The organism is Nocardioides sp. Soil_C_8, from assembly GCF_057656315.1.
This window is the reverse complement of record NZ_JBDGKQ010000001.1, coordinates 1,353,566-1,370,210: the sequence shown is the minus strand read 5'-3', so window position 1 is coordinate 1,370,210 and position 16,645 is coordinate 1,353,566. Positions and strand designations below refer to the sequence as shown.

General features: G+C 72.3%; 17 protein-coding genes. 11 read left to right on the top strand and 6 right to left on the bottom strand.

The window, feature by feature from the left end; translation table 11 throughout:
• The first annotated feature begins 20 nt into the window (after positions 1–20).
• Together AC3A3L_RS06715 and AC3A3L_RS06710 are read left to right on the top strand one after the other, a co-directional pair.
• The gene (locus tag AC3A3L_RS06715; protein ID WP_487639230.1) at positions 21–860 is read left to right on the top strand and encodes a CoA transferase subunit A; all 840 of its coding nucleotides are present in this window, start codon (positions 21–23) and stop codon (positions 858–860) included.
• A gap of 5 nt (positions 861–865) precedes the next feature.
• Positions 866–1,546, top strand: coding sequence for a 3-oxoacid CoA-transferase subunit B (locus AC3A3L_RS06710; RefSeq protein WP_487639229.1), 681 nt, complete (start codon positions 866–868; stop codon positions 1,544–1,546).
• A 19-nt stretch (positions 1,547–1,565) separates the two neighbouring features.
• Here the strand turns inward: AC3A3L_RS06710 and AC3A3L_RS06705 are convergent, their stop codons facing one another.
• Complete coding sequence (locus AC3A3L_RS06705; RefSeq protein ID WP_487639228.1) at positions 1,566–2,528, bottom strand: hypothetical protein; 963 nt, start codon at positions 2,526–2,528, stop codon at positions 1,566–1,568.
• A gap of 199 nt (positions 2,529–2,727) precedes the next feature.
• Here AC3A3L_RS06705 and AC3A3L_RS06700 point away from each other — a divergent pair, with 199 nt between their 5' ends.
• Positions 2,728–3,207, top strand: a complete 480-nt coding sequence (locus tag AC3A3L_RS06700; protein WP_487639227.1) for a FliH/SctL family protein — start codon at positions 2,728–2,730, stop codon at positions 3,205–3,207.
• Positions 3,208–3,237: 30 nt separating this feature from the next.
• Here AC3A3L_RS06700 and AC3A3L_RS06695 read toward each other — a convergent pair whose 3' ends face one another.
• On the bottom strand, positions 3,238–3,639 hold the full coding sequence (locus AC3A3L_RS06695) for a VOC family protein (RefSeq protein ID WP_487639226.1): 402 nt from the start codon (positions 3,637–3,639) through the stop codon (positions 3,238–3,240).
• Positions 3,640–3,836: 197 nt separating this feature from the next.
• Between AC3A3L_RS06695 and AC3A3L_RS06690 the strand changes: the two genes are divergently transcribed.
• The 6 genes from AC3A3L_RS06690 to AC3A3L_RS06665 all read left to right on the top strand — a co-directional run bounded on the left by AC3A3L_RS06690 (position 3,837) and on the right by AC3A3L_RS06665 (position 10,078).
• Positions 3,837–4,892 carry an LLM class flavin-dependent oxidoreductase gene (locus AC3A3L_RS06690; protein ID WP_487639225.1) on the top strand — a complete coding sequence of 352 codons (1,056 nt, stop codon included), beginning with the start codon at positions 3,837–3,839 and terminating at the stop codon, positions 4,890–4,892.
• A 123-nt stretch (positions 4,893–5,015) separates the two neighbouring features.
• On the top strand, positions 5,016–6,068 hold the full coding sequence (locus AC3A3L_RS06685) for an ABC transporter substrate-binding protein (RefSeq protein ID WP_487639224.1): 1,053 nt from the start codon (positions 5,016–5,018) through the stop codon (positions 6,066–6,068).
• Positions 6,065–6,913 carry an ABC transporter permease gene (locus AC3A3L_RS06680; RefSeq protein WP_487639223.1) on the top strand — a complete coding sequence of 283 codons (849 nt, stop codon included), beginning with the start codon at positions 6,065–6,067 and terminating at the stop codon, positions 6,911–6,913. The genes AC3A3L_RS06685 and AC3A3L_RS06680 overlap by 4 nt, the downstream gene beginning before the upstream one ends.
• Positions 6,889–7,692, top strand: coding sequence for an ABC transporter ATP-binding protein (locus AC3A3L_RS06675; protein ID WP_487639222.1), 804 nt, complete (start codon positions 6,889–6,891; stop codon positions 7,690–7,692). Before AC3A3L_RS06680 ends, AC3A3L_RS06675 begins: the two co-directional genes overlap by 25 nt.
• Entirely contained in the window at positions 7,689–9,032 is a 1,344-nt protein-coding gene (locus AC3A3L_RS06670; protein WP_487639221.1) for an LLM class flavin-dependent oxidoreductase, read from the top strand. Before AC3A3L_RS06675 ends, AC3A3L_RS06670 begins: the two co-directional genes overlap by 4 nt.
• On the top strand, positions 9,029–10,078 hold the full coding sequence (locus AC3A3L_RS06665) for an aldo/keto reductase (RefSeq protein ID WP_487639220.1): 1,050 nt from the start codon (positions 9,029–9,031) through the stop codon (positions 10,076–10,078). Before AC3A3L_RS06670 ends, AC3A3L_RS06665 begins: the two co-directional genes overlap by 4 nt.
• A 108-nt stretch (positions 10,079–10,186) precedes the next feature.
• On the opposite strand, the gene AC3A3L_RS06660 is transcribed toward AC3A3L_RS06665, so the two are convergent.
• Positions 10,187–11,554, bottom strand: coding sequence for an MFS transporter (locus AC3A3L_RS06660; RefSeq protein ID WP_487639219.1), 1,368 nt, complete (start codon positions 11,552–11,554; stop codon positions 10,187–10,189).
• A gap of 75 nt (positions 11,555–11,629) precedes the next feature.
• Between AC3A3L_RS06660 and AC3A3L_RS06655 the strand changes: the two genes are divergently transcribed.
• Positions 11,630–12,676, top strand: coding sequence for an LLM class flavin-dependent oxidoreductase (locus AC3A3L_RS06655; protein WP_487639218.1), 1,047 nt, complete (start codon positions 11,630–11,632; stop codon positions 12,674–12,676).
• A gap of 4 nt (positions 12,677–12,680) precedes the next feature.
• Here AC3A3L_RS06655 and AC3A3L_RS06650 read toward each other — a convergent pair whose 3' ends face one another.
• Genes AC3A3L_RS06650 through AC3A3L_RS06640 form a run of 3 tightly spaced genes read right to left on the bottom strand, consistent with a single transcriptional unit; the run spans position 12,681 to position 15,774 of the window.
• Entirely contained in the window at positions 12,681–13,076 is a 396-nt protein-coding gene (locus AC3A3L_RS06650; RefSeq protein ID WP_487639217.1) for a low affinity iron permease family protein, read from the bottom strand.
• Between the two features lie 9 nt (positions 13,077–13,085).
• Positions 13,086–13,733, bottom strand: coding sequence for a response regulator transcription factor (locus AC3A3L_RS06645; protein WP_487639216.1), 648 nt, complete (start codon positions 13,731–13,733; stop codon positions 13,086–13,088).
• Positions 13,726–15,774: a sensor histidine kinase gene (locus AC3A3L_RS06640; RefSeq protein WP_487639215.1), complete on the bottom strand. Its 2,049-nt coding sequence runs from the start codon at positions 15,772–15,774 to the stop codon at positions 13,726–13,728. The genes AC3A3L_RS06645 and AC3A3L_RS06640 overlap by 8 nt, the downstream gene beginning before the upstream one ends.
• 180 nt (positions 15,775–15,954) lie before the next feature.
• Between AC3A3L_RS06640 and AC3A3L_RS06635 the strand changes: the two genes are divergently transcribed.
• Positions 15,955–16,575, top strand: a complete 621-nt coding sequence (locus AC3A3L_RS06635) for a hypothetical protein (RefSeq protein WP_487639214.1) — start codon at positions 15,955–15,957, stop codon at positions 16,573–16,575.
• Positions 16,576–16,645: the final 70 nt, after the last annotated feature.

The following is a 16,645-nucleotide window of genomic DNA, read 5'->3' as shown; positions in this document are numbered from 1 at the left end:
ACCCCCGCTAGGGTCTCGGCATGGACAAAGTGGTCTCTTCTGCGGCCGAGGCGGTCGCCGACATCCCGGACGGCGCGACCCTCGCGGTCGGCGGGTTCGGCCTCTCCGGCATCCCCTCGGTGCTCATCGACGCGATCCTCGAGGCCGGCACGACCGACCTCGAGGCGGTCTCCAACAACTGCGGCGTGGACGAGTGGGGACTGGGTCGCCTGCTCTTCGCCAAGCGGATCCGGCGGATGATCTCCTCCTACGTGGGGGAGAACAAGGAGTTCGCCCGGCAGTACCTCTCCGGTGAGCTCGAGGTCGAGCTGACGCCGCAGGGCACGCTCGCCGAGAGGATGCGCGCGGGCGGCTCCGGGATCCCGGGCTTCTACACCGCGACCGGTGTCGGCACCCAGGTCGCCGAAGGCGGGCTGCCGTGGAAGTACGACACTGAAGGCAACGTGATCGTCTCCTCGCCGCCGAAGGAGACCAAGGTGTTCGCCACCGCCGAGGGTGACAAGGAGTACGTCCTCGAGGAGGCCATCGTCGCCGACTTCGGCCTGGTGCGGGCCTGGAAGGGCGACCGGCACGGCAACCTGATCTACCGGCAGTCCGCGCGCAACTTCAACCCGCTCGCCGCGATGAGCGGGCGGGTGACGATCGCGGAGGTCGAGGAGCTCGTCGAGCCGGGCGAGCTCGACCCGAACGACATCCACACCCCCGGTGTCTACGTGCAGCGGGTGGTCGCCCTGACCCCGGAGCAGGCGGCGGACAAGAAGATCGAGAAGGTCACCACGCGACCGCGTCCTGAGGCCGGCCGAGACTCGTCGGGAGACGCGCTGGTCGACGACGCTGCGACGCACGGACTGGGAGGCTGATCCGGATGGCACAGGGCAAGGGCTGGACGCGTGAGGAGATGGCGGCGCGCGCCGCGAGCGAGCTGGAGGACGGCTCCTACGTCAACCTCGGCATCGGGCTGCCGACGCTGGTGCCCAACTACGTCGGCGACGACGTGGAGCTGGTGCTGCAGAGCGAGAACGGCATCCTCGGCGTGGGGGCGTACCCCTTCGACGGCGAGGAGGACGCCGACCTGATCAACGCGGGCAAGGAGACGGTGACGCTGCGCAAGGGGGCGTCGTTCTTCGACTCCGCGCAGTCGTTCGGGATGATCCGCGGCGGCAAGATCGACGCCGCGATCCTGGGCGCCATGCAGGTCTCCGCGGTGGGCGACATCGCCAACTGGATGATCCCCGGCAAGATGGTCAAGGGCATGGGCGGCGCGATGGACCTCGTCCACGGCGCCAAGCGGGTGATCGTGCTGATGGAGCACACCGCCAAGGACGGCTCGCTGAAGATCCTCGACGAGTGCGACCTGCCCTACACCGGCAAACGTGTGGTGCAGCGGATCATCACCGACCTCGCGGTCATCGACGTGATCGACCCGGCGACCGGCGAGGTCGCCCCGTCGGGCACCCTCGGCGACCGGGCGCTCAAGCTCGTCGAGCTCGCCCCCGGCGTCACCGAGGACGAGGTGCGGGAGAAGACCCAGCCGCCGCTGGTCTGAACCCCTCTCGTCCCGGGAGTCACCGGATATCCGGTGACTTTCCCGCTTGGGTGCCGAGGTCTCGGCCTCCAAGCGGGGAACTCGGGTGCAAACCTCCGTCGGGATCGGCCCGACCCGCGAAGTACAGCTCGAGCTCGCGGAGCACCTCGGGGTCCAGCGCATGCTCCGGGTCCGCCGCGATCTCGCGCTGGACGTGCTCGCGCGCGGCGGCGTACAGCGGTGACCCGAGGACGTACGGCAGGTTGCGGGCGTACCACCGGGGGAAGACCTGCGTGCCCAGCCGCTGCAGGACGACCGCGACCAGACCGGGTCGGCCGCGGCGGACCCAGAAGCCGACCGTCCGGCCGAGGACGAAGGCGAGGCCGAGGGCCATCGCCATGACGAACAGGGTCGAGCCGATCTCGTCGCTCGCGAAGTTGTCGGTCAGCGTGAAGAAGTTGCCGTAGTAGACAGGGATGAGCACGTCCACCTGGTCGGTGAACGGTCGGACCTGCTCGGCGACGCCGGCCAGCTGGCGCAGCGAGTCGAGGTCGGGCCGGGCGTCGTAGGCGTTGCCGACGTGCCCGATCGCATCGCGGACGTTGTCGAAGGTGCCGCGGAAACCGTCGATCTCGAGCACGCTGCGTGCCCGGCCGACCTCGTCGTACGTCGTCTCGATCGACCCGAGCGTGCGGATGCTCTCGTCGGCCGTCCGCTGGAGCTCCTCCTGCGGGAGGGTGTGCTCGTTGAGGTAGGTGACGGCGGCCTGGACCTCCTCGCGGTGCTCGACGACGTACCTCGCCTGGTCGTACCTCTCCGTCAGGTGGGGGATCGCCCGGACGGCGTCGTCGGCCTTGCCGCCGACCGTGTCGCCGTCGCTGAGCGCCACGCTGAGCGCGGCCGCGGCGCCGTACGCCTTGATGAAGGTCTCGGCCAGCGAGCCGGCCAGCAGCCGCCCGAGCTCCAGCCTGCGCCGGACTGACGAGACGTCGGGGGCGGGCATGTGCGGTCCTCTCCGTCGCGGGCGTCGTCCTGCAGGGGCATGCTGCCGCACGTGCTCGGGATTGCCGACCGACGTGCACCCCGATGGGTGGCACGGAGCCCGTCCGCGCCCGTCATCCGGTCCCCCGTCGACGCGTGGACGCCTCGACCTCGTACGCTGCCATGACATCGGCCGCGGGGGCAGAGGGAGGAGAACGCACGTGCTGAGCCAGGAGAACGACGCAGATTCCCGCACCGCAGCGGACGACCACCGAGACGACTCCACGGGGCAGGTCGTGGTGCCCGGGCAGCGCTCGCCCTCGGCGGCGCGGCTGCTGGAGATGACGGCCCGCGACACCGACCAGTGGCGCTCCGACGCCCGCGCCGAGGCTGCGGAGATCGTCGCCTCAGCCCGGGACGAGGCGGAGAGGCTGCTGCGCACGGCGCAGCGGGAGGCCGGGAGCATGGTCGACGCGGCCCGGGCCGAGGCCGCGCGGACGGTCGACGATGCACGAGCGACCGCAGACGGGGTGCAGGCCGAGTCGGAGAAGCGGCGCGCCGAGGGGGAGTCGGAGGTCGCCCGTCTCCAGGAGGTGGCGGCGGACCACGCGCAGCACCTGCGGCAGCACCTCAACGACATGCTCGAGCGACTCGACTCGGCGCCTGCCGAAGCGCAGCTCGACAGGCGCGACGACTCCTAGCCCGCCTGCTGGCCCCAGCCCGAGGCCCGGCTACGACGCGTCGTACCCCTCGCCGCCGGCGCTCGTCGACCAGTCCGGCAGCTGCTGGAGCGCCCAGCCGTTGCCGTCGGGGTCGGCGAAGAAGACGAAGCGACCCCAGGCCAGCTCGTCGACCTCGCTGACCTCGACGCCGCGCGCGACGAGGTCGGCGTGGGTCGCGTCGGCGTCGGCGATCACCATCTGCAGGTTGTCGAGCGACCCGGGCTCCATCTTCGTGAGCCCCTTGCCGATCGCGATCGAGCACGCGGACCCGGGTGGCGTGAGCTGGACGAACCGCACGTCGTCGCTCACCACCTGGTCGTGGTCGACGACGAAGCCGACCTTCTCGTAGAAGTCCTTGGCCCGGTCGACGTCGGTCACGGGCACCATCACCAGCTCCAGCTTCATGTCCATGACCCGAGGCTAGGTGTCTTTCAGGCCATCGGCTGACCGCAATACCCGGCGTACCTGAGGACGCCGCGGTCGTGATCGGCCCGCTTTTCCGTCCACCACGTCCTCAGGTATCCGCGATGTGGGCGTGGGACGTCGAGCGGCGCCGGCGAGTGTGCTATCTCTAGTAACCCAGTAGAGATTAAGCGGAAAGGCGCACGATGGAGTTCGTCTGGTACATCCCCAACCAGGTGACGGCGGGGCACCGGCTCGACGACACCGTCACCGGGCACAACAGCCTGCAACGCCTGACGTCGCTCGCCCGCCTGACCGAGGACCACGGGTGGGGAGGCGCGCTCATCGGCACCGGGTGGAAGCGGCCGGACACCTTTACGGTCGCCACCGCTCTGGCCGGTGCGACCACGACCTTCAACCCGCTGATCGCGATCCGGCCCGGCTACTGGACGCCGGCGCACTTCGCCTCCTCTGCCGCGACGCTCGACCAGCTCAGCGGCGGGCGGGTCAAGGTCAACATCGTCTCGGGCCCGGACCACCAGCCGCAGTACGGCGACGACGAGGGCGACCAGGCCCAGCGCTACGCCCGGACGCGCGAGTTCATGCGACTCGTGCGGCGCTACTGGACCGAGGACGACATCACCTTCGAGGGCGAGCACTACCGGGCCGAGGGTGCCACGCTCGAGCACAAGCCGGTGGCGCGCGACGGGCGGGCGCACCCGCAGCTCTACTTCGGCGGCGCGTCCGAGGCTGCGCAGCGCACCGCGGCCGCCGAGGCGGACGTCCAGCTCTTCTGGGGAGAGCCGCTCGACGGCGTCGCGGCTCGCATCGACCACCTCCGGACCTTGAGCGCCGAGCTCGACCGCGACCTGCCGCCGCTCGAGTTCGGCCTGCGGATCACGACGCTGGTCCGCGAGACGACCGAGGAGGCCTGGGCCGACGCCGAGGCGAAGGTCGCCGCGATGGCCGACGGGCAGCACGAGTGGGCCGTGGACCCCGGCCGCCGGGTCGCCGTCGGGCAGCAGCGGCTGCTCGACCTCGCGGAGAAGGGCGACGTGCTCGACGACTGCCTCTACACGGCGCCCGGCCGCGTGGGCGGCGGCGGGGCCGGCACGACCTGGCTCGTCGGGTCGCCGGACGACGTGGCCAAGGCGCTGCGCCGGTACGCCGACCTCGGCGTCACCCACTTCGTGCTCAGCGACACGCCGTACGAGCGCGAGATCGTGCGCGTCGGCGACTCGCTCCTGCCGCTCCTGCGCTGAACCGGCCGGCCTGCCGACGTGCGGGTCGGGACGTGATCGGGAACTCCTTTCACGTCATTGTCGCTAAAGTCTAGTTAGTTACATTAGTTTTGAAGTCCGCTGTTCCGAGAAGGAGAACCCCTGATGCCACGACGAGGGCGCACCCGCACCCTGACCCGAGCGGCCCTGCTGGCCACCGCCGGCCTCCTGGCCCTGTCCGCCTGCGGCGGTGAGCAGGCCGGGCCCAGGCTCGAGCTCACGGCTGCCCTTCCCGACGCGCCGTCCGACGACACCGTGCTGCGCGTGGGCGACCCGGCCACGCAGGTGGCTTTGGAGACCTCCGGGCTGATCGACGACCTCGACATCGACGTCGAGTGGGCCAACGTCACCGGCGGCCCCAAGACGCTCGAGGCCTTCCGCGCCGACGCGATCGACATCGGGTCGGTCGCCGACATCCCGCCGCTCTTCGCGCACTGGACCGGCACCGACGTCCGGATCGTCGCCGCCCGCGAGACCGTCGACCCGATGGAGCACCCGACCTACGAGCTCGGCGTCGCGCCGGGCGTCGACGTGAAGTCCATCCAGGACCTCGAGGGCAAGAAGATCGCCTACAGCCCCGGCCAGGCGCAGGGGGCGCTCGTGCTCAACGTGCTCCGCGAGGCCGGCCTGACGCAGGACGACGTCGAGTTCGTCGAGATGCAGAGCGTCGACGACGCCTTCTCGGTCGCCCTGGCCAGCAAGCAGGTCGACGTCGCCCCACTGGGCCAGACCCTGGTGAAGACCTACCTCGCCAAGTACGAGCAGGACGGGGCCAGCACCATCGCGCCCGGCGTGCGCGACGACGCCTGGACGCTCTACACGCCGACCACCGTGCTGGAGGACGCCGACAAGGCGGCCGCCATCAAGGAGTACGTCGCCGCGTGGGCCAAGGCCCAGCAGTGGATCTCCGACAACCCTGACGAGTTCGCCCAGGCCTACTACGTCGACCACGAGGGCCTCTCGCCCGAGGACGCGCAGTACGTCGTCGAGGCGCTCGGCCAGTTCACGGTGCCGACGAACTGGGACGAGTTCATCGCCAGGCATCAGGAGACCGTGGACACGCTCGTCGAGGCGCAGGACCAGGAGCCGCTCGACGTCGAGACGATCTACGACCGGCGCTACGAGAAGGCCATCGCCGAGGCGGTGGAGGGCTCATGACGACCCTCACCGGCACCCTGGCCACGCGCTCCCGGCCGCTCGCCGAGGCGGAGGACGTACGTCCCACCCGACGCCGGCTCGGCCCGGGCGAGCCGATCCGCTTCGGCGGGCTCATCGGCATCGTCACCCTGCTGGTCGCGTGGGTCGTCGGGTCAGCCACCGGCCTGCTCGACCCGCGCACGCTCACCGAGCCGTGGACGGTGCTCCAGACGGCCGGCACCCTCATCGAGAACGGCCGCCTCCAGGAGAGCCTGGTGACCTCGGGCATCCGCGCGGCCCTCGGCCTGGGCCTCGGCGTCCTGGTCGGCACCGTCCTGGCGCTGATCTCGGGGCTGTCCCGCATCGGTGAGTCGTTCATCGACGGCCCCATCCAGGTCAAGCGGTCCATCCCGACCCTCGCGCTCATCCCGCTGCTGATCCTGTGGCTCGGCATCGGTGAGCCGATGAAGGTCATCACCATCGCCCTGGCCGTCTTCGTGCCGATCTACATCCACACCCACAACGGCCTGCGCACGATCGAGGGCCGCTATGCCGAGCTCGCCGAGACCCTCGGCGTGACCCGCCACGAGTTCGTCCGGCACGTGGTGCTCCCCGGCGCGATGCCCGGCTTCCTGCTCGGCCTGCGCTTCGCGGTGACGTCGTCGCTGCTCGCGCTGGTCGTGGTCGAGGTCATCAACGCCACGAGCGGGATCGGCCACATGATCACGCTCGCGTCCAACTACGGGCAGACCGACATCATCGTCGTCGGCCTGGTCGTCTACGCGCTGCTCGGCGTCACCGCCGACGCGGTCGTCCGACTGATCGAGAGAAAGGCACTGTCATGGCGTCGTACCCTGGCGAGCTGAACACCCCCGTGGAGCCCGCGGTGCGGGTGAGGTCCCTGCACCGCAGCTTCAACAAGGCCGGTGGCGTGCTCAACGGCCTCGACCTCGACATCGCACCCGGTGAGTTCGTGGCCCTGCTGGGTCGCAGCGGCTCGGGCAAGAGCACCCTGCTGCGGTCCCTCGCCGGCCTGGACCGAGGCGTCGCGGGCACCGGCGTCATCGCGGTGCCGGAGAAGGTGTCGGTCGTCTTCCAGGACTCGCGGCTGCTGCCGTGGAAGCGACTGCTCGACAACGTGACGCTCGGCCTGCGTGCCGGCGACGCGGCCGACCGGGGCCGCCAGGCCCTCGCCGAGGTCGGCCTCGCCGGCCGGGAGAAGGCCTGGCCCCACGAGCTCTCAGGCGGCGAGCAGCAGCGGGCCTCGCTGGCCCGCTCGCTGGTGCGCGACCCGCAGCTGCTGCTCGCCGACGAGCCGTTCGGCGCGCTCGACGCGCTGACCCGGATCCGGATGCACACGCTGCTGCGCAAGCTCTGCGAGGTGCACCAGCCGGCCGTGCTGCTGGTGACCCACGACGTCGACGAGGCGATCGTGCTGGCCGACCGCGTCATCGTGCTCGACGGAGGCGTCGTACGCCACGACGCGCGGGTCGAGCTCGACGGCCGGCGCTCGCAGGCCGACCCGGCGTTCGCCCGGCTGCGGGCCCGCCTGCTCACCGAGCTCGGCGTCGAGGACGACCACGACGCGCCGGGCCGCCACCTCGACCGGCAGCTCGACCGGGCGTCGGAGAGGGCGGCCTCGTGACGGGCAAGCAGCTGCACCTCAACCTGTTCATCTACCCCGACGGCCACCACGAGGCGGCCTGGCGTCGCCCGGAGTCTCAGCCGGAGCGGATCACCGACATCACCTACTACCAGGAGCTGGCCCAGCGGGCCGAGGCCGCGAAGTTCGACGCGGTCTTCTTCGCCGACGGGCCGGCCCTGGCCGACAACATCCGGTACGCCGCCCGCGGCGGCCTCGAGCCGATCACCAAGATGACCGCGATCGCCGCCGCCACCGAGCGGATCGGGGTCATCGGGACGTCGTCGACGACGTACAACGAGCCCTACAACCTGGCACGGCAGTTCGCCTCGCTCGACCACCTGAGCAACGGCCGGGTCGGGTGGAACATCGTCACCACCTCCTCGGCCGCCGCGGCGCACAACTTCGGCCTCGACGCGCACCCGGCCCACGCCCAGCGCTACGAGCGCGCCGAGGAGTTCCTCGACGTCGTCACGAAGCTGTGGGACAGCTGGGAGGACGACGCGGTCCTCGCCGACCGCGAGAGCGGGATCTACGCCGACACCGACAAGATCCACCGGATCGACCACGAGGGACGGCACTTCTCGGTCGCCGGGCCCCTCAACGCGCCCCGGTCACCGCAGGGGCGGCCGGTCTACGTGCAGGCCGGGTCCTCGGAGGACGGCAGGTCGTTCGCGGCCCGCTGGGCCGAGGCGATCTTCACCGCGCACCAGACCCTCGAGAACGCGCAGGAGTTCTACGCCGACATCAAGGCGCGGGCCCGGTCGGTGGGTCGCGACCCGAACAGCCTCAAGGTGCTGCCCGGCATCAGCCCGTTCATCGGGTCGACGACGGCGGAGGCCCGTGCGCTGGAGGAGGAGTTCAACGACCTCACCCAGCCGGCGTACTCGCTGCGGCAGCTGAGCAACCTCGTCGGCGTCGACCTGACGCCGTACGACCTCGACGGACCGTTCCCGACCGAGGTCGTTGCGCCGGTGGGCGACCGTGCCTTCCACAGCCGGTCGCAGCTGGTGCTCGACATCGTGGCCCGGGAGAACCCGACGATCCGGCAGCTGTGCCACCGCCTCGCCGGTGCGCGCGGCCACCGGGTGTTCGCCGGCACCCCGGTCGAGGTCGCCGACACCATCCAGGAGTGGGCGGAGAAGGGCGCGGCGGACGGCTTCAACGTGATGCCGCCGTGGCTCCCCGGCGGGATCGACGTCTTCATCGACGAGGTCGTGCCGCTCCTGCGCGAGCGCGGGTTGTTCCGCACGGAGTACACAGGAAGCACGCTCCGCGAGCACCTCGGCCTCGCGCGTCCCGACAGCCAGTACGCCCGCTCTCTCGAGGAGAAGACCGCATGACCAGCTTCGAGCACTACCGCTCTCTCGGCCGCACCGGCGTCCAGGTCAGCCCGCTGACCCTCGGCGCGATGATGTTCGGCGCGTGGGGCAACCCCGACCACGACGAGTCGATCGCGATCATCCACCGCGCGCTCGACGCCGGCATCAACGTCATCGACACCGCCGACGTCTACGCCCGCGGCGAGTCCGAGGAGATCGTCGGCAAGGCGCTGCAGGCCCGCAAGGGCAGCCGCGACGACGTCTTCCTGGCCACCAAGTTCCACGGCAACATGCACGACGAGGACCCCAACCAGGCGGGCAACTCCCGCCGCTGGATCGTCCGCGAGGTCGAGCACTCGCTGCGCCGCCTGCAGGTCGACCACATCGACCTCTACCAGGTCCACCGGCCGCGGCCGGAGGTCGACATCGACGAGACGCTCGGGGCGCTGACCGACCTCGTCCGCCAGGGCAAGATCCGCTACATCGGCACGTCGACGTTCCTCCCCTCGCAGGTCGTCGAGGCGCAGTGGGTCGCCGATCGTCGAGGCCGTGAGCGGCCGGTCACAGAGCAGCCGCCGTACTCCATCCTCGCCCGCGAGGTCGAGCGCGACATCCTGCCGACGGCGCAGAAGTACGGCCTCGGCGTGCTGCCGTGGAGCCCGCTCGCGGGCGGCTGGCTCTCGGGCCGCTACCGCCGCGGCGAGGACCCGGCCGTGACGTCGAGCCGGCTGAAGCGCCAGCCGGCCCGGCACGACCCGGCCTCGCCCGAGAACAAGGTGAAGCTCGAGGCGGTCTTCCAGCTGCAGGAGCTCGCCGACGAGGCCGGCCTGTCGCTGATCCACCTGGCGCTCGGCTTCGTGCTCGCGCACCCGGGGGTGTCCTCGGCGATCATCGGTCCCCGCACGCTCGAGCAGCTCGAGTCCCAGCTCGGGGTGGAGAAGGTCGTCCTCCCCGCCGACGTGCTCGACCGGATCGACGAGATCGTGCCGCCCGGCACCACCCTCAACGAGGCGGACCGGGGTTACGCACCGCCGGCCCTCGTGGAGGCGGCGCTCCGGCGTCGGTGACGGCTCGTCGGGACCCGGCTCGCGTGGGGTGAGCCGGCCCGGTGGCACGCGATAGTTCAGGGCAAGATCGTCGCCGGGAGACCCCGAATCCGACGATCTTGTCCTGAACTACGCCCGGGTGCGGGAGGCGGCCACCACGCCGAGCACGGCGGCGAGGGCGGCGAAGGTGAAGACCGTGAGGAACGGGTCGAGGTCCTGCCGCTCGGCGGCCGCGAAGGCGGCGCCCGCGACGGACAGGGCGAGTGCGGCGCCGAGGGAGTCGGCCACCGTGAGGGCGGAGGAGTTGAAGCCGCGGTCCCGGTCGGTCGACGCCTCGAGCATCGCCACCCCGGTGCGCGGGTAGGCGAAGCCCATCCCGGCGCCGGCGAGGACGTACGCCGCCGCGGGGAGGACGGCGGACGGTTCGGCGCCGGCATCGTGGGCCAGCACGTTGGCCGCCAGCGCGGTCAGGCCGCCGAGGACCAACGAGGTGCCGATGACCATCGCCCGGGTGTGGGACACCCGGGCGCCGAGCCGTGCCTGGACCTGGCTGGCGCTCGCCCACACCACGCCGACGCAGGTCAGCGCGATGCCGGCCCGGCCGGGGGAGAGGCCCCAGTGGTCCTGCAGGACGTAGACGATGTAGGCCTCGGCGCAGAAGAACGTCGCGGCGAGCAGGCCGCGGGTCGCCACCACTGCCGGCAGCCCGCGGCGCAGGGTGCGGCTGCCGGGCGGGAGCAGGCGCCCGAGCGAGACCCACACGCCGGCGAGCGCGGCGAGGGCGCCGAGCGCGGCGAGACCGCGGGCCGAGCCGACGAGCTCCAGCACCAGCACCGCGACGGCACCGAGCGCGGCCCACCACAGCCGCGAGACGGGCGTGTCCGTCCCCTCGGCGTGCGACGTGAGCCCGCGCAGCGCCGGTGCCAGCAGGGCGAGCGCGAGCGCGACGAGCACCACCGCGCCGAGGAAGACCCAGCGCCAGCTCCACACGTCCGCGACGAACGCAGCCAGCGCCGGGCCGAAGAGCGCGGGAAGCACCCACGCGGCCGCGAACGAGGCGAACACCGCCGGCCGGAGGTGCGCGGGGAAGCAGAGACCGACGACCACGTACAACCCGACCGTCAGCGCGCCACCGCCGAGGCCCTGGAGGACGCGGCCGACGAGCAGCACCTCCATCGACGGCGCCAGCCCGCACACGAGCAGCCCGGCGGAGAAGAGCGCCATCGACGCCAGCAGCGGCACCACTGGTCCGGTGCGGTCGCTCCACATGCCCGCGGCGACCATCCCGACGACGCCGCTGGCGAGCGGGGCCGCGAAGGCGAGCGCGTAGAGGTCGAGCCCGTCGAGGTCGCGGGCCACGGTCGGCATCACGGTCGCGACGGCCATCGCCTCGAACGCGACGAACGCGATCAGGCCGAACATCGCGACGGTCGTTGCGGCGTACGCCGGGGAGAGGATGCGCTCGCGCGGCGGGCTCGGGGTCGTGCTGGTCGTCACTGGTCAGACGGTAGGACCTCCAGTGCACCTGAGGTCAATCGGAATAACCGACCGGGTGCGGGCGCTGGGTCGACAGTGACTGCTCCCTCCGTCGACCTGTCCGTCCTCGACCTCGTCCCGGTCCGCAGCGACCAGACCACCGGTGACGCCCTCGCCGCCTCTCGCAGCCTCGCGCAGGTCGCCGACGAGCTGGGCTACCGCCGCTACTGGGTGGCGGAGCACCACAACATGCCGGCCGTGGCCGCCACCAACCCGCCCGTCCTGATCGCCATGCTCGCTGCGGCGACCGAGCGGATCAGGGTCGGGTCGGGCGGCGTCATGCTGCCCAACCACGCCCCGCTCGTCGTGGCCGAGCAGTTCGCGCTCCTCGAGGCCGCCTACCCCGGTCGGATCGACCTCGGCATCGGCCGGGCTCCGGGCACCGACCCGCTGACGCGCTTCGTCCTGCGCGGCGGGAGCGCGGAGTCCGCCGACGAGGCGGTCGCCAAGTTCCCCGACTACGTCGAGGACATCCGCACCCTGATGACGTCCGACGGCGTCGAGCTCCAGGTCGGACCGCGCCGGCAGCCGCTGCGGGCCACGCCGTCGGCCCGCACCGTCGCGGACATGTGGCTGCTCGGGTCGTCGGACTACTCGGCACGCCTGGCCGCGGAGAAGGGGCTGCCGTACGTCTTCGCCCACCACTTCTCGGGGGAGGGGACGGGCGTCGCGCTCGACCTGTACCGCTCGTCGTACCGCCCCTCGCCCGAGTACCCCGAGCCGCGGACCTTCCTCACCGTCAACGCGGTCGTGGCCGAGACGGAGGAGGAGGCCAGGCGCCGCGCGCTGCCCAACGTGCAGCAGATGATCGCGCTGCGCACGGGTGCGCCGCTGCACCCGCAGCGGCTCGTCGAGGAGGCCGAGGCCGCCGAGATGACCGCCGACCAGCGCGCCTTCGGCGACGCGATGGCGAAGCGCTGGATCGTCGGCTCGCCCGACCAGGCACGGTCCCGCATCGAGGAGCTCGCGGCCGAGCACGGCGTCGACGAGGTGATGGTGCACCCCGTGGCGGGTGCCGCGGCCGGGACCGACGTACGCACCTCGCCCGCGCGCGAGGAGACGCTGCGACTGCTCGCTCGCTGACCGCTCAGTGGCGTTCCTCGAGCCCGACGGCCTCGCGCAGCTTGTCGACCGCGCCGGCGAGCTCGGGGTCGTCCGCCGCACGTGACTCCATCAGCGCGGCGAGCGCCTCGGCGATGACGTTGAGCTTCTCCTGCATGGCCTCGGTGTTGCGGCGCCCGGCGTTCTCGAGCAGCACGAGCAGCAGCAGCGACAGCACCGCGCCGAAGGTGTGGATCGCCAGCTCCCACTTGGTGGTGGACTTCCACAGCGGGTAGCTCGCCGCCCAGATGACCAGCACGGCCACGACGACAGCGAAGAACGGCGCCCGGCTGATCACCTTCGTCGACAGCTCGACGAACCGCTCGAAGGGGTCCAGGCCGTCCTGCTGCTCCCGGCTCTTCGCCGCGTCGGTGCGTTCCATGGACGGAACCTAGTGCCTGCCGAGCCCCGCGTCGCGGGCGCGGATGATCACGTCCGCGCGGTCGGTGGCCTGCAGCTTGGCCAGGATGCTGGTGATGTTGTTGCGGATCGTCTTGGGCGACAGGAACAGCTCCTGCGCGATCTGGCCGTTGGAGCGGCCGGCCGCGATGAGATCGAGCACCTCGGTCTCCCGCTCGGTGAGCTCCGGGAACGGCCGCTCGGGACGGGCGGCGGGGGCGAGCACCTCGGCGATGCGTGCCGCGAGCGAGGCGCCGAAGACGACACCCCCGGAGTGGACCGTCGACACGGCTCGCACGATCTCGTCCTGCTCGGCGCCCTTGCGGAGGTAGCCGCGGGCCCCGGCGCGGAGGGCCGACAGCACCGTGCCGTCGTCCTCGCCCATCGTCAGCACGAGCACCCCGACCTCGGGGTGCGCCGCCACGACGGCGCGGGTGGCGTCGATGCCGTTCATCACCGGCATCTGCACGTCCATGATCACCACGTCCGGGCCGTGCTCGTCGACGAGCGCGACGGCCTCGGCGCCGTCGGACGCGCGGGCGACGACGTCGATCCCGGGCAGCGGGTCGAGCAGCGAGGCGAGGCCGTCGCGGAACACCGGGTGGTCGTCGGCGATCAGCAGCCGGATCGGGTCAGTCATGGCAGTCCCCCATGGCTCCATTGTCGTGGGCGGCGGCGCCGAACGGCAGGACCGCGTGCACGGTGGTGCCGCCGGACCCCGGGCACGTCACCTCGCACCGGCCGCCGAGCTCCTCGGCGCGCTCGCGCAGCGACAGCAGGCCGACGCCGGCGGTGACGTCGGGTCCGATGCCGCGGCCGTCGTCGGCGACGGTCACGACCAGCGCGGCCGCACCGCCCTCGAGTCGTACGTCGACGTGGCGGGCCCCGGCGTGCTTGACCACGTTGGCCAGCGCCTCCGACACGATCCGGTAGGCCGCGACCTCGACGGCCGCGGGCAGGCCGGTCGCACCCTCTGCCACCACCTCGACGTCGACCTCCGACCGCACGCGGTCGGCCTGCTGGCGCACCGCGGCCTCGAGGCCCAGGTCGTCGAGCGCGGGCGGACGCAGGTCGTGCACGAGGCGTCGTACGTCGTCGAGGGCGTCGCTCACCTCCGTGCGGGCCAGCCCGACGAGCTCGCGGGCGCGCGCGGGCTCGGTGTCGATGGCGTTGCCGGCGGCCTGGAGACGCAGCGCGACCCCGCCGAGGACCGGGCCCAGGCCGTCGTGCAGGTCGCGGCGGATCCGGCGGCGGTCGTCCTCGCGGCCGAGCACGAGGCGCTCACGGCTGGCCTGCAGCTCGGTGGCCAGCAGCCGGGCCCGGATCGCCACCGCCGCCTGACGCACGAGGTCGACCAGCAGGCCCTGGTCGCGGCGCGACAGCATCGAGCGGTAGCCCTGCGCGGGCAGCACCAGCCGGCCGATGCGCTCGGCCTGGTAGGCGATGTCGATCTCCTGCACCTCGGCGGGTGGGGTGCCGTGCGAGGCGGAGAGCAGCCCGCCGTCGGGGGTGAGCACCTCGACCCGCACGTGGCCGACCTTGAAGGTGTCCGCCACGGCCGACGCGAGGGCCGGGAGCTGCTCGTCGACCGTCCCGGTGGTCTCCAGCCGGGCCGCGAGCGCGGACACCGCGCCGTACCGGTCGCTGCGCCGGCCCAGCAGCAGGCGGTGGACGAGGTCCCCGAGCCAGCCGCGGAGGGGTCCGTAGACGACGACCGCCAGCACCAGCACGACGAGGGTGACGTCGCGCTGGTCGAGCCGGTCGCCGAGCAGCGCCGTGCCGGCGGCGAGCACGGCCAGGTCGACGGCGACGACGATCGCGGCGACGACGGCGGTGGTGAGGGTCCAGGCGACCAGGGCGTCGACGTCGCCGAGCCCCGGGCGCAGCAGCCCGATGGTCACCGAGACCGCGAGCGCGGCGACGGCCAGGTCGAGGAAGATCGTCGTGACGATCCCGCCGACGGACAGCGTCACCGCGGCCAGGACCATCAGCACGCACATGATCCCGGCCCACAGCAGCCAGCGCAGCTGGGTGCGCTCGTGCGGGTCGGCGCCCCGGTGGCGCACCCACACGAGCGCGACCGCCGCGACGATGGACGCGAAGGTGAGCAGCTGGCAGCCGCGGAGCACCGCCTCGGCGGCTGCGTCGCTGATCGGCAGGTGCACCAGCTCGGTCGACCCGACGGGCTCGCCCGCGGCGAACACCACGCTGTCGGGCGCGAGCAGCAGCCCGAACGGGAGGGCCAGGGACGCGGCCATGACAGCCACAGCCACCCGCCGCCCACGGCCGGGCAGGAGGCCGCCGGTCGGGTAGACGAGCAGCAGGGCGACGAGGCCGGACAGCAGGAAGGCGCCGACGCGGGCGACGAACCAGTAGGCGAGGTCGGTGCCGGGCAGGTCGCGGGCGAGGCTGAAGGCGACCCAGCCGTAGAGGGCGCCGTCGAGCGACCAGGCGACGGCGACGACCCCCAGCAGGCGGCCGACGAGGTGGCCGGGCCGCGCGAGCAGCACGACGACCGCTGCCGAGGCGAGCAGCAGCCCGGGGAGAGCCGTGGAGGTCGCGGCCTCGGTGGCGGCGGCCGCACGCTGCGCCTCGGTCGTGACCAGGTCCAGCCACAGCGACGTGCCGACCGCGGCGACGGATGCCACGGCGACGGCGACGGGCTCGAGGACTCTGCTCACGCGAGGAGTATCGCCGCGCGGAGGTCCCGCCGTCAGGGGACTGCGGTCCCCCCTCGACGGGACACCACGAGGGGACCGGCGACGGGACCGCTCTCCCTGTGGGCCGGGTCGTCGGGACGGCGAGTCTTCCGGTGTGCCGCAGACCGCGGCCCCACACCACACCTGACAGGAGTCACGACCGTGACGATCCAGCACTCTCCCGCTCCCGCCCGCTCCGACGTCACCGCTCGTGCCGGTGAGGGCTCCGCCTCCGACCGCCCGTTCCTGGTGCACGGCCGGGTGCTCACCGCCGGTGCCCTCGCCTGGGCCGGCACGATGGCATTCGTCGGCATCGACCCGCAGACCCACTCCGGCGAGCTGGCGTTCTCCCTCTCGTCCGGCCTCTTCCAGGTCGGCCTGCTGTTCCTGCTCCGCACGCTGTGGCGCACGCAGGCCCTGGGCACCGGGCGCATCGCCCGTGCCGTCCTCCGAGTGGAGGCGGTCGCCGTCCTCATCGCGATCGGTTCCACCACGGGCGACGGGCTCGGCCTCACTGACATGGACAAGGTGGGCTGGATGATCCTCGACGCCTTCTGGCCGCTGTCGATGCTCGGGATGTTCCTCATCGGCATCCGGATCGCGATCGCCGGCCGCTGGAAGGGCGCCACGCGCTTCTGGCCGATGGTCGCCGAGAGCTGGGCCGTCGTCGTGATCCCGACCCTCGGCATCTTCGGCGACTCCGCCGCCCACGTGGTCGCCTGCCTGCACCTCGTCGTCGGCTACGCCGTCCTCGGCGTGCTCGTCAGCCGCAAGCGCGACTGACACCCCGCTTCTCGAGCGGACCATGGGCCGCTCGACGCCCGCCATTGCGTGCGTCGAGCGGCCACAGGTG